The 12,037-nt window shown below is 61.1% G+C and carries 12 protein-coding genes and 3 pseudogenes; 7 read left to right on the top strand and 8 right to left on the bottom strand.

Translation table 11 applies throughout. From position 1 onward, the window contains the following. From IVA82_RS47440 to IVA82_RS47430, 3 genes and pseudogenes are all read left to right on the top strand, one after another. Positions 1-100, top strand: a pseudogene (locus tag IVA82_RS47440) (transposase); the annotation flags it as partial. 446 nt (positions 101-546) lie between these two features. Then, positions 547-747 carry a hypothetical protein gene (locus IVA82_RS47435; RefSeq protein ID WP_247385941.1) on the top strand — a complete coding sequence of 67 codons (201 nt, stop codon included), beginning with the start codon at positions 547-549 and terminating at the stop codon, positions 745-747. Between the two features lie 170 nt (positions 748-917). Further along, positions 918-2,918, top strand: a complete 2,001-nt coding sequence (locus IVA82_RS47430) for a protein-L-isoaspartate(D-aspartate) O-methyltransferase (protein ID WP_247385940.1) — start codon at positions 918-920, stop codon at positions 2,916-2,918. Between the two features lie 1,062 nt (positions 2,919-3,980). Here the strand turns inward: IVA82_RS47430 and IVA82_RS47425 are convergent. Then, positions 3,981-4,826, bottom strand: coding sequence for an SDR family oxidoreductase (locus IVA82_RS47425; protein ID WP_247385938.1), 846 nt, complete (start codon positions 4,824-4,826; stop codon positions 3,981-3,983). 257 nt (positions 4,827-5,083) lie between these two features. Here IVA82_RS47425 and IVA82_RS48770 point away from each other — a divergent pair, with 257 nt between their 5' ends. Next, positions 5,084-5,215 (top strand): hypothetical protein, encoded by a 132-nt coding sequence (locus IVA82_RS48770; protein ID WP_256469857.1) that lies wholly within the window; start codon positions 5,084-5,086, stop codon positions 5,213-5,215. Positions 5,216-5,533: 318 nt separating this feature from the next. After that, a complete protein-coding gene (locus IVA82_RS47420; protein WP_247385936.1) occupies positions 5,534-5,722 on the top strand; it encodes a hypothetical protein in 189 nt (62 codons plus the stop codon). 238 nt (positions 5,723-5,960) lie between these two features. Here IVA82_RS47420 and IVA82_RS47415 read toward each other — a convergent pair whose 3' ends face one another. The 5 genes from IVA82_RS47415 to IVA82_RS47395 form a co-directional block, all read right to left on the bottom strand. Continuing rightward, positions 5,961-6,125: a cytochrome P450 gene (locus IVA82_RS47415; protein WP_247385943.1), complete on the bottom strand. Its 165-nt coding sequence runs from the start codon at positions 6,123-6,125 to the stop codon at positions 5,961-5,963. 287 nt (positions 6,126-6,412) lie between these two features. Then, the gene (locus IVA82_RS47410) at positions 6,413-6,871 is read right to left on the bottom strand and encodes a cytochrome P450 (RefSeq protein ID WP_247385926.1); all 459 of its coding nucleotides are present in this window, start codon (positions 6,869-6,871) and stop codon (positions 6,413-6,415) included. Further along, entirely contained in the window at positions 6,865-7,242 is a 378-nt protein-coding gene (locus IVA82_RS47405; protein WP_247494012.1) for a cytochrome P450, read from the bottom strand. Before IVA82_RS47405 ends, IVA82_RS47410 begins: the two co-directional genes overlap by 7 nt. Before the next feature lie 269 nt (positions 7,243-7,511). Continuing rightward, on the bottom strand, positions 7,512-7,811 hold the full coding sequence (locus tag IVA82_RS47400) for a pyridoxamine 5'-phosphate oxidase family protein (RefSeq protein WP_346658740.1): 300 nt from the start codon (positions 7,809-7,811) through the stop codon (positions 7,512-7,514). 439 nt (positions 7,812-8,250) lie between these two features. After that, positions 8,251-8,496, bottom strand: coding sequence for a hypothetical protein (locus IVA82_RS47395; protein ID WP_247385920.1), 246 nt, complete (start codon positions 8,494-8,496; stop codon positions 8,251-8,253). A gap of 148 nt (positions 8,497-8,644) precedes the next feature. On the opposite strand from IVA82_RS47395, the gene IVA82_RS47390 reads away from it, so the two are divergent. Next, positions 8,645-9,622, top strand: coding sequence for a ParB/RepB/Spo0J family partition protein (locus IVA82_RS47390; RefSeq protein ID WP_247385918.1), 978 nt, complete (start codon positions 8,645-8,647; stop codon positions 9,620-9,622). Then, positions 9,619-10,200, top strand: a complete 582-nt coding sequence (locus IVA82_RS47385) for a hypothetical protein (RefSeq protein WP_247385916.1) — start codon at positions 9,619-9,621, stop codon at positions 10,198-10,200. The genes IVA82_RS47390 and IVA82_RS47385 overlap by 4 nt, the downstream gene beginning before the upstream one ends. Positions 10,201-11,247: 1,047 nt before the next feature. Here IVA82_RS47385 and IVA82_RS47380 read toward each other — a convergent pair. Together IVA82_RS47380 and IVA82_RS47375 are read right to left on the bottom strand one after the other, a co-directional pair. Then, positions 11,248-11,427 (bottom strand): annotated as a pseudogene (locus IVA82_RS47380) (ISNCY family transposase); the annotation flags it as partial. Between the two features lies 1 nt (position 11,428). After that, positions 11,429-11,695, bottom strand: a pseudogene (locus tag IVA82_RS47375) (DUF6788 family protein); the annotation flags it as partial. Between the last annotated feature and the right edge of the window lie 342 nt (positions 11,696-12,037).

Raw genomic sequence — 12,037 nt, 5'->3', positions numbered from 1 at the left:
CGCCCATGCCCGGCGCAAATTTGTCGAGGTCTACAAGACGACCCAGTCGCCATTCGCTCGCGAGGTGATCGAACGGTTGCAGGCGGTCTATGCCATCGAAGGCCCCGGCGATCACACTCGCCAACAGTGACATAGGGCGTTGCACGGTGGCTACGATCTCGATGCCGATTTTAGCCAATCAAAGTTACTCCTGATCCGGTACAACGGTACAACACGATCTCCTGAGCTTTGGAGCAGGCATGCGACTCAATATGAGTGAGCCGGATTTTTGATAGATACCGGGTTTGATTGCCGGAGAACCGTCCAGCAGATCCAGGAAGATATCGTCGTGATCGAGGCTGGGCTGGCGCGGTTGGATGGCGCGGCGACGAGCTAATCGTGCCAGCTATTCCCGTTCAGATGCGGCATTCTTAGACGGAGCGGCAAACCGGAACGAACATCGCCGGTAGCTGCCACGAAACCAATCTCTGTAGGCCACGAAGTGATCCTGAAACAAACGCCGTCAACAGTTCAGGCTTTCAATAAGGCTTATTGCGGAGCTAAACCATGAACCTTGAAACAGATAGAATTGCAGTCGGCACCCGCTTTAAGATCAGCGATCTTGGAGCGGTTCGCTGCCCAAATTTGGCTCACAAGATTGGCATCGTTGTCGGCTTGAGCCGTCGGACCACCGGCGTCACCGTGCTGTTCGACGGCGACGCAAGACCGACTTGCCTGTACAGGGGCTATATATCTTCAACATCTTAGCAGCCTGGGGCGGCCCTAAGCGGTTCAGTGCTGGCGGGCTGGTTCTAGCCTAGGTGCATTCACTCGCATGCCGCTGGCTTGGACCTCTGGCCAGGCAAAGCGCGCGATCTTCTAGGAACGCGTGTTTGCGAAAGCTGTTGGAAGCTGTACGAATTAGCGGAGGTGCGGCCATGCTGGATCTGGCCTACGCTCGCGATCAGATGGTCGAGCGGCAGCTCGCACGCCGAGGGATCCGCAGCAGTTATGTGTTGAACGCCGTACGTACAGTACCGCGCGAGGCGTTCGTGCCGGAGGGCTTGCAGGAGTTCGCCTACGAGGACACGCCGTTGCCGATCGAGGCCGGCCAGACGATCTCGCAGCCCTATATCGTGGCGGCCATGATCGAAGCGGCCGCAGTCCGTCCCGGCGATCAGGTGCTGGAGATCGGCGCTGGGTCAGGCTATGCCGCCGCTGTCCTCAGCCGGATCGCCGCCCGCGTGTATGCGATCGAACGGCACGAACCACTTTCCCGCTTGGCGGGGCAGCGCCTGGCCCGGCTCGGATATGACAACGTCGAGATCCGCACGGGCGATGGGACCAAGGGTTGGCCTGAAGCCGCGCCATTCGACGCAATCCTGGTGGCCGCCGGCGGCCCCGCCATCCCCCAAGCTCTGAAGGAGCAGCTCGATGTAGGCGGCCGGCTGGTCATTCCGATCGGCGAGGACCTGGGGGACCAGCGCCTCGTGAAGGTGACACGCAAAGACGCCAGCCATTTCGAGGAAGAAGACCTTGGTGGCGTGCGGTTCGTGCCGCTGGTCGGCGAACACGGCTGGCGCGAGCAAGGAAGCGACCAGCGGGAGACGGAACGGCGGAGCTTCGAGGCGCCAACCGTCCGCTCACTTCCGGAGCTCATTGCCGAGGCCGCCGACCCGCTGCCCGAACTCGACGACCGGGCATTCGGGGCCTTCTTCGACCGGTTCGCCAGCGCTCAGGTCGTGCTGCTGGGCGAGGCGAGCCACGGGACCAGCGAGTTCTACCGCGCGCGCGCAGCCATCACCCGACGGCTGATCGAGCAGCATGGTTTCAGCATCGTCGCTGTCGAGGCAGACTGGCCGGACGCCGCAAGTCTCGACCGCTACGTGCGGGAGCGCCCGGCGCCCGCCCACGCCGAGCCGCCGTTTCGGCGATTTCCCAGCTGGATGTGGCGCAACACTGATGTCGAAGCCTTCATCGAAGATCTGAGGAACTGGAACCTGCAGCAGCCCGCAGACAGGCGCGCCGGCTTCTACGGTCTCGACCTTTACAACCTCTCCGTCTCGATGCGAGCCGTTCTCGACTACCTGGATCAGGTGGATCCAGAGGCTGCGCAGGTGGCGCGCCAGCGCTATGGCTGCCTAACGCCTTGGGCCAACGAGCCTCGGGCCTATGGACGTATGGCACTCACGCGCGGCTACGCCGCCTGCGAGGAAGGCGTCGTGAAGACCTTGACTGACCTGCTCGCCAAGCAGCTTCAGTACGTCGGCGACGACGGCGAAAATTTCATCGACGCGGCGGCGAACGCCCGTCTGGTGAAGAACGCGGAAGCGTACTATCGGGCCATGTACTATGGCGCGGCCGAGAGCTGGAACCGGCGCGACACCCACATGTTCGAAACCCTCTGCGCCCTTCTCGAGGCGAAGGGACCAAACGCGAAGGCCGTGGTCTGGGCTCACAACTCCCATATCGGCGACGCCTCAAAGACAGAGATGGGCGCGGTGCGCGGCGAGCTCAATATCGGCCAGCTCTGCCGCGAGCGGTTCGGCGAGCGCGCCGCGCTGATCGGCTTTGGCACCCATACCGGTACTGTGACCTGCGCCAGCGACTGGGACGAGCCGATGGAGACGAAACGGATCAATCCCTCGCGGCCCGACAGCTACGAACGCCTCGCCCACGACAGCAGGCGCGATCGTTTTCTGCTCGACGTGCGCGCGGGCGTGCACGAGAGCCTGCGAGCGCAGTTGCTCGAGCCGAGGCTCGAACGCTTCATCGGCGTCATCTATCGGCCTGAGACCGAGCACTGGAGCCACTATTCAGCTTGCGTGCTCCCACAGCAGTTCGACGCCTATGTTTGGTTCGACGAGACGACGGCGGTGACGCCGCTGCCGACTCGCATTCGCGAGGGGGCGGACGACACCTATCCCTTCGGACTTTGAACTATATCGCCATGCTTGAGCAGATCGATTATGTCCTGGCCAAGCTGGACTGCATGCGCGAGGCACGGGTCTGGCCCAATGGCCTGCGCTATCTCTGGACCGATGCCTTCGGTGTCGTGCTGCTGGCCTCGCTCTATCGTCAGCTCGGCAATCAGGCTTGGCTCGATCAGGCCGAAGCGCTGGTGGCCGACGTGGAGCGGGTGCTCGGCCGATCACGCGGTCTTCGCATCGGCGAGGCGCCCCATCGCGATGGGCAGTATTTCCACTATCTCGCCATGTGGCTGTTCGCCCTCGGCCGACTGGGCGAACACAAGCGGGAGTACCGCGACCGAGCGGTCCGGCTGGCCCAGGACATCCACCGCGCGTTCGTCGTCCCCGGCGTCGGCGTGATCTGGAAAATGCAGGAAGACTTAAGCGGGCCTTATCCCGGCTACGGCCTGGGCGCGCTCGACGCCTTCAACGGCTACGTCGTCTATCGCCTCCTCGATGAGAGTGCGCTGGCGCAGGAGATCGCTGAGATGCGCCAGCTCGTCGAATTCCAGTACCACGCTCTCGACGTTGACCAAGATGTGGGACTTGGCATGATGCTGTGGCTGGCGCACTTCTTTCCGGGGGAGTCCTGGGCGCAGCTGCAGTCAAATCGAGCCATCGACGCACTGGATCGACTCTGGGTGGATCCGCCTGGCTATTTCGCCCGCAGCCGGCGCGCGGCCGACGTCCACTTCGCGTTCACCAACTACGGCGTCTCGCTCGGCCTGCAGGCCATTGATCACCACCCAGAGCGAGTGAATAGGCTTAATGCCTACTTCGAGGCTTTCCGCTCCGGCGACGAGTACGACGTGGAGGCGATCACCCACGTGATGGCCTGCAACTCGCATTTCCCTGGCGCTTTCCTGGCGAACTGGGTGCCGTCCGGAAACGACCTTGGTAATGGGGTACTCGGGTTAATGCGGCGGCACGCCAGCGCCGGCGAGTATCGTCTATCCTGCAAGCATAGGGTCTCTGGCGAGGCGCCAGCAGCTTGTGGCGGAAACGCCAGTCGCTCTGTTCCTCGACGTTTTTCTAATGCATGCGGTTCTCGACAGGCTTGCCTCTCAGCCCATCGTGCGAGTGTTTCAGGTCCAACGATGGCGTTGGCTGCTCCTTCACGAAGCTCTGCGCCATCTCTCCCGGGCTGCCTTTCGCGATCGTGGTGCCGCCGTCGACAAATATCAGCGCTCCAGTGATGAAACTCGCCTCATCCGAAGCGGCGAAGGCGAACACATTGGCGATCTCCTCGGGAGTACCACGCCGGCCGAGTATCGTTCCGGCAAGGGTCTGCTGCTCCATCCGCGCATTCATTGGCCCGGTCTCCTTATGCGTCCAAGCCGTGTCGATTGGACCCGGGCATATGCAAAGCGCACGCACTCCGTATTTGCCCTGCTCGTAAGCCACCCCTCGCATGAAGGCATGAAGGAAGCCCTTCGAACCGCCGTAGGGCGCCGCGGTCGGCTCACCCATTTCGCCGGCTTCGGATCCGGTCGAAATCACGACACCGCGCGAGCGCTGAAGATGCGGCAGCGCAAACTTGGTCATTACGAACGCGGAGCGGATGTTGTTGCGAATGATGTAGTCGAACATCTCGACCGAATGATCCTGGCATTCGGCAATTTGAGGAAATACGCCGGCATTGTTGATGAGAATGTCCAACCCGCCGAATGCATCGATCGCCAGAGCGACGCAGGCTTGTGCGTCGATTTCGTCCGCTAGATCCCCGGGAAATGCTTCAGCCGTACCACCACGATCTCGGATCGCTTGAACGACATCCTCCACGGGATCGGTGGGCAATCCCGCGACAACGACTTTCGCGCCTTCCCTCGCGAACTTGTGCGCGATGGCCTCGCCAATGCCTGTGGCCGCGCCGGTCACGATTGCTGCTTTGCCATCCAGTCGACCTGTCATAATGAGCTGCTCTTGTTTGCCTCGCTATCAGGCGGTGAACGAGTTGAAGCAGCTGAGGTTCCATTTCGTCGCCGCAGCACATAATGTCGGATTCAGTTTAACGTCCGGCCCTTGAAATCCTGCGCAACCACACAAGTTCAGTAGCTCTGACAGCCCAACGGGAGCGTTCGATGAGACATCATTCGAACCCGAACAGTGAGGACTGGGAGCGCATCGCGGAGGACTTGCAATCGACAGCAGATGATCTTCCGCCTGGCGACGAAAATGAAGCCGCCGAACGAAAGGCGCAGAAGAAGAGGAAGGCGCTTGAAATCAAAAACTTGCTGACATCGCCGGAATTGCAGCCGCCCCGCTGATCGGTTGCGCCGTGGAGCATTTTTCGGTCATAAGCGGCCGTTCTCGCGGGAGTGCCTCGGGCATTTCGTTCAGAAGGCTAGCAGCTTTTTACGAATCTCGCACCGGCGATCCTAGGCTTGGAAGGTGTTTTGGGCGTTTAGCGGGATCAGCACAGCAAAAGGTCCAAAAGCTCGAAGACGAGCAGACGCGCGGCAAGATCATCGTCAACTTGGCGGCCTGAGCGCGAGAACGGGGCCTGCAACGAACTTCAGACAACTGGTAGCGCGACCCTCCGGTCTCGATTGGAATACATCTTCGTTCGATCAAGAAGGTTCAGCATGGCTAAGACAAATAAGCAGGCGCAGGCGCTTGCTATCAAGCTGTCGCGCGAGCGGCGGGCTGGCAAAAAGGTTCCTGCACCACCGAAAGGACGCTACAGCGAGGCGTCGCGGCGAAAGGCACGCCGCGATCTCGATGTCGGACAAGCGCGCGCAAGCGGCCGCGTCAACAAGAAGAAGCGGACATAGGTCCGGCCGCGGATGCGAGCTTCGGCCGGGGCCGGAGCGGCCATCGCGCTCAGCCCCAGCGCGCCGGTCATCAGGGCCGCGATTGCCATCTTCTCGTGTTCTCGAAACCGAAAACACTTCGCTTCTGAAAGGCTGGCCGATTTAGGCTCATGAACGCGCAGAGCTTCGCGCCTTGACCCGCAGCGGCAGGCCGTAGGCTGGACGCAACGTGACCCGCTGCACGGGCCATACCTCCGCATCAGATTGAACTCAAAGCCATGAGCAAGGACTGCGAGCACGATGGTCGCCTCCTGCAGCGCGAATGATGATCCGATGCAGGTGCGCGGCCCACGCCGAAAGGCATATAGGCAAACCGCGGAATCCTGTTTCTTGCCTCTGAGAGGAATCGAGCGGGATCGAACAGATCTGGTCTATCCCAAATCGCTCTAGGGCGCGATCACGACCAACGATCCGAACTTTACCTCAAAACTCCCGACCGTGTCGCGTCCCACGGGGATCCTGCTGAGAGCGGCGATCTGAGGATAGAGCCGCAGCGCCTCCTCCACCACGGCTCGCGTAACGATCAGCCGATCCGCCAGAGCTACGACCGAAGCGCTCAACTCGCGGTCGGCCTCGTTCCTGCACGCGCCTGCGCCATTCTGGCGCCTGAGATAGCACAAAGAGAGACCAGGTCAGGGCATTGGCCGTTGTCTAGTGACCGGCCGACAGAAACGTGAGAATGTTCGACCGGACTTCCGTCATTGACATCGGTCTTCCCGTCGACGGATCGAGCGCGCGCAGGAGCAGCGTCAGCAGGTCCTCCGGTGCGCCATTCCGGGCGGACGATGCAAGTCTGCGCCGCCTGGCTTCGATGATGTCGTCGATCACTCGTTCGAAGTACATGATGGTCTGGCGCAGGCGAGTGCGTCCGGGGCGCGGCACGAAATCGGGCACACCCAACAAATCCATCGCGCCGATGCGGCCGACCGCACCAAAATAGTGGTTCATCGCCGCGCGAAACTCGTCGATATCGTCGCCGATCCCGTCAGAAAAGATCGTGAGCGCCAAGACACTGAGCGTGAGCGACGTCATTTCCGCGGCGGCGTCGATCACGGCGCCCGCCTCCAAGCTGTACCATTTCTCGGAAAGCCGCTCTGCCGCCTTCAGCATCGCCGGACCGAGGAGGCGACCGTTTGCCGCGCGAAGAGTGGCGCCAGCGTGCGGCGCTGCACCTCCCATCGCTCCCCCTCGACGCTCAACAGACCGTCGGCAAGACCTTTCGACAGGATCCGGCGCTGGATTGAATCCTTGCGGTAATTGCCGGCGTCATCGAGCAGCACCTGTTTAATGGCGGAAGGTTCGTGGACCAGAAGCGCGTCCACGAATGGCAGCCGGAATTTGACGATGGGTTCGCGGAAGACCTCGGTGCTCCAGCACTCGAGCGGATTTCGCCTAAGTGTCACGATGAGATCAAGGAGGCCAAGCCGCCGCTCGGGCGGGTTCGGCGCGGGCGGTCGATATTCGAACGTGCGGTGCAACATGATTTGCAATCAACCAGGAAAAAAGAGGCAATCAGTTCCATGTCCGAAACTCGCTGCTCAGCAAAAAGTTCTCCTTCGCTGCCGGCGGCGAGGAGCTGAAATCAACATGCTTTGTCTTGTGCTGTCGCGATGCTGGGGAGGCCGGGAGCGCCGTCGGCGAGCAGCCGATTTTCCCTATGCCGCCGCCGCGCACCAGCTGCTGCGCATCCTAAGCCCTCGGCGGGATGAAGTCGCTGTAGAGGTCCCACACTGCCGGCCGGCAAGCTTCTTCAAAACTTGACTACTCCCGTATCCGCGATCTGTCCGGGAGCAGGGCTCTTACCGAATAGCCGGGCATTCAAATAGGCCCAGCCATAGGTCACGACAGAGGCAGCATTCGTCCAGTATTTTGCTTCTTCCACTCTAATCTCAAGAAGCGCGAGTTCTGGATCATCCAAACCAGAGGGAAACCAAACCCGGAATGCTTCCGACCAAAGCTCTTTGATTTTTTTGGGATCGTCTACGACGGGAGCCGTTCCGGAAAGCGACACATATTCGTAGTCTGAAGGATTCTTCGTAGTCTGAAGGATTCGCGACTATTACCTAACCGTCTCGCGTGATCTCTTCAACTTTTGACGAGTGCGCAAACGTGAGAAACCACACCGTGCCTTCAAAATCAGTCTGAAGCATCCCATTGGCCTCGAATCGAGCCGGCCATCCGGACTAACCGACACGAGAAGTCTTGACAAGGTTCCAAACCTTGCGCTCGATCTCGTCTTTGTTGGCTGAAGCGTTCATGAGCCCATTCGGTTCCGACAGCTTTTCACGAGTATTAATGCGGACCAGAGCGAGAAGGTTTCCAGACGGTTCTTCAAGGCGACCGGAAGCGTGTCATCGACGTCCACAGCCAAGCCTTCTGCGTCTGGAAGAGGTCTCGTCCGGGCCCACCGCCCTTCTCATTCACCTGACGCGCCCAAGGTGACCGCACGCGACGGCGCTACGGGCGGGTAGAACGGGCTGCCATAGTAGTCAACGCGCCAGCGGGTCCGGTCGCAATTGGAACTGCACCACCAGTGGGCTCGACCGTGTCGCATCCGCCGCTCCAGGCGCGCCCGGATAGGGCGCGTCGATGCCCTTGATATGAACTGGAGTGCGGTGCCCGGACGTGACCAAGAGACTACGGGCCTTCCAGCCCGCGCCGGGATCGTCGATCCGGCGGTCAATCTGTTTGGCGAAGAATTCCATCGGATAGGGAACGCGCATCATCGGCAGCACGGACGGGCTCGGCCGCGCCGCGGCATAGTCACTTCTGGATGACGGCCATCAAGTTGTGCTGCACGCTCGCTCGGCATCCCTGTCCTGCTCACGTGACATTCCATTTAACAAACTGGTCCTCAGCCAGTCCAACGTCCGGCATGTGAAGGTGGGCATTTCCATCGAGCAACTCGCCGAAAGCATCGCGCAGCGTACGCTCTTGCAAAGTCTCAACGTGCGGGCGGTTGTCGACGCCGATGGCAATGAGACCGGCATGTTCGAGGTGCTGGCAGGTGGCCGGCGCTATCGCGCGCTGGACCTTCTGGTGAAGCAGAAGCGCATGGCGAAGACGCAAGCCGTTCCTTGTGTCGTGCGCGAGGGCGGCATCGCTAAAGACGACTCGCTTGCAGAGAATCGCGAGCGGGTAGGGCTTCATCCGCTCGATCAGTTCCGAGCCTTCCAGTCCTTGAGTGGCGCCGGGTTATCCGACGAGGATATCGCGGCTCGGCATTTCGTGACACCGGCCATCGTGAAGCAACGGCTCCGGCTGGCATCCGTGTCGCCAAAGCTGCACGAGGTCTATGCCGAAGACGGCATGACGCTCGAGCAGCTCACGGCCTTCTCGGTCACGTCGCATCACACACGGCAGGAGCAGGTCTGGGAGAATGTCAGCCGATCCGGCTATGACGAGCCCTATCAGATCCGGCGGATGATGACGGAGAATACCGTTCGCGCGTCCGATCGCAGCGTGCAATTCATTGGGCTAAATGCTTACGAGCAGGCTGGCGGCGGCGTTTTGCGCGATCTGTTCGAGCACGATGATGGCGGCTGGCTCCAGGACGTCGCTTTGCTCGATCGTCTCGTGACGGAAAAGCTCAAAGCCGAGGCTGAGACGATTGCAGCCGAAGGCTGGAAGTGGATTTCGGTCGCCGTCGATTTCCCTACGGCCACACGGATGGCTTGCGTGAGCTGGAGGGCAAACCGGTCGATCTCTGCCCGGAGGAGCAGGCCACCATCGACGCCCTCAATGCGGAGCAAGCCAAGCTTGAATCCGATTATCGGGATGCCGACGAGTTACCCGAAGAGGTCGATCGGCGTCTCGGCGAAATCGAGGCGGCCCTGTTGGTCTTGGAAGGCCGGCCGATGATTTTCGATCCGGCCGAGATCGTTCGCGCCGGCGTCTTCGTCAGCGTCGACTCCGAAGTGCGCCTTTCGGTGGATCGGGTTACGTCCGTCCGGAAGACGAACTGCCCGCCGTCGACCCTAATGGCGGGCACGGCGACGACCGGTGGTAAGGCGGCCGGCGCCTCCGTCCAGCGCACGGTCATCGCGGTGGCCGACGGCGTTGCTGACGCGGAAGGAGATGATGAGGACGCGACGAAACCTCTGCCGGATCGGCTGATCACCGAGCTGACGGCGCATCGCACGCTTGCGTTGCGGAACGCGTTGGCAGAAAATCCCCGAATCACGTTTCTGGCGGTGCTGCACAACTTTGTACTGACGGCTTTTTACCGGTTCGCATCGTCCGGAAGCTGCCTTGAGATCGGGCTTCGCACGCCGACCTTTCCGGCCCAAGCTCCCGGCCTGAGGGAAAGCGCGTCCGCGAAGGCCGTTGAGGCGCGCCATGAAGCCTGGACGGCTCGCTTGCCGAAGGGGGAGAGCGATCTCTGGGATGCGCTCACAGCCTTCGACCGCGACGCGCAGGCGTCCCTGTTCGCTCACTGAGCGTCATTTGCGGCCAACGCCATCTATGAGCCGGCCAACCGCTACAATCAGGGCCGCGTCTGGGTACGCAAGAGGCCAATCGTCCGCGCAATTGATCGACCACCTGAAGAAGGCCGACATGGGCTAAGGAAGCCGAGCGTCTTCTCGATGGTTCGGCTGGTTGCCGGAGCCGCTGCGCCTCGTCGACCTCAATGCGGCGTCAGCGGAGCAGGAGAGTGAAGCCGGCCCGCTGCCCGAATTCCTCGCCGATGACGGGATCGGGAGAACGCGAGCGAAGACGATCCGCAACAGCTCGACGCGGCTGAGTGACATCGTAGAAGGGACGGCTCCGTCCGTCCGGCAATGCCTGGGGGCCGGTGTGTCGCGCCGGTCCTCATGATGGATGGCATGGATCGTCGTGCTCGATGTGTGCACCGGGATACCATCTCGCTCGCTAGCCGCGCGAAGGCCGCTGTTCCTTCATGCACAAGGAACGCTGGCATAAATAAATAAAAAGGCCCCAGCTCATAGGGTGGAAGGGGTTCCGAGCTGGGGCCCGCCATGAAGATTGCCTTTGGGTAAAGGCACGGGAAAACTTGGCGACCGCAGAAACGTTCCACAAAGTTGGGTTCATATCTTGGACGGCTATCCGCGATTGCTCGTCCCGCTTCCGTCGCGAGAAAGGGCGGAGAGCGGGTGTGGGATCGCATCAAGAAGCCGCCTAAGGCCGCCGCCTCTAACCTGCGGGTTTCTGATTTGTCCGCCTTGGTCCGAAACTCCTCCGCCCTCATCTGCCAATACCGAGGCGGGTGCATGCGTTCGATACCCATGAAGCCAATCCCCTCAATTGGTCCTCCACACTCGTTAATGGGGATATAGGTTTCAAAAGTTCCCGGTCCGATTAGGTTTGATGGTTTGGCCTGATGAAAGAGGGCGCCCAACTGAGGCGGCCTCGTGAGTTTTCATGGTTGGATACAATTTAATGTAGCGTGTATTTCATCGAAACCCGTGGGAGGGACACAAATGCCCGCCGAAGAAGAAGACCGACGCGAATTCTTGAAAACCTGCCGCCGGCGCGCCCAGCCGACCACGACTCTTGGGATGTCGTCTCGCCAGCGCCTCGTACACTGCACCGACGATCTGTTCATCCGCCAGAACCCGGTCAGCATGGGTCATCCAACCTTCGCGAAGATCGCTCACTTCCCCGGCGATCAAGCCGTCGCCGAAGCTCAGTTGCGCTCTGCGCATCTCAATCACGTTTCTTCCTCCCCCGCGGCACCGCCGCCTCAGGGCGCAACAGGTCGTGATTGAACTCGCAGATCGCCTCGATCGCGTCTTTCAGCTTCTGGTAATTCTCCAGCCAGCGGCGCACCTCGGCAACGCGCTCACGCCGCACACTGAACTGGCGCACGCGTCCACCCGCATAGCTCACCATCAGGACATGCACCTGGTGCCCTTCGCCGCGCGCGCATTTCGGGCAGCCGCTCTTGTGACGAACGGTGCGCTCCAGCAACGAACCGCGCGCAGCAGTTCGCTGGTGACCGGCAGCTTGCCGACAAGCTTCTCACGCGTTTGAAGGGCTCGCTTACGAATCATAAGAATGAATCAATTGCTGCCGCTTCAAGTCAACGCCAATCCGTTCGACCTTGCAGTTTTCGCCACACCAAGCGATTCCGGCTGCCTCACAAGGCCGCCGAATTTGCGCCGGAAAGTAGCTAGGGCGCCTAGCCGAGAGGCCGTGCTTGTCTGAAATGGAAAGAGTTGGGCGCGAACCTCCGGGCCACACTGCGCACCTCGCTCTCGGATGTCTCCAAGGCGATCTTCTGGGCGAGCATGACGTCTCCGATCGGCAGAGCGC

The organism is Bradyrhizobium sp. 142 (assembly GCF_023074015.1).
Taxonomy (GTDB): domain Bacteria; phylum Pseudomonadota; class Alphaproteobacteria; order Rhizobiales; family Xanthobacteraceae; genus Bradyrhizobium.
This window is presented reverse-complemented; position numbering and strand designations above follow the sequence as displayed.

Coding starts and splice junctions, on each gene's coding strand:
- IVA82_RS47435 (WP_247385941.1), top strand. CDS start 547: ATGAACCTTGAAACAGATAGAATTGCAGTCGGCACCCGCTTTAAGATC.
- IVA82_RS47430 (WP_247385940.1), top strand. CDS start 918: ATGCTGGATCTGGCCTACGCTCGCGATCAGATGGTCGAGCGGCAGCTC.
- IVA82_RS47420 (WP_247385936.1), top strand. CDS start 5,534: ATGGCTAAGACAAATAAGCAGGCGCAGGCGCTTGCTATCAAGCTGTCG.
- IVA82_RS47410 (WP_247385926.1), bottom strand. CDS start 6,871: ATGCTGAAGGCGGCAGAGCGGCTTTCCGAGAAATGGTACAGCTTGGAG.
- IVA82_RS47405 (WP_247494012.1), bottom strand. CDS start 7,242: ATGTTGCACCGCACGTTCGAATATCGACCGCCCGCGCCGAACCCGCCC.
- IVA82_RS47385 (WP_247385916.1), top strand. CDS start 9,619: ATGATTTTCGATCCGGCCGAGATCGTTCGCGCCGGCGTCTTCGTCAGC.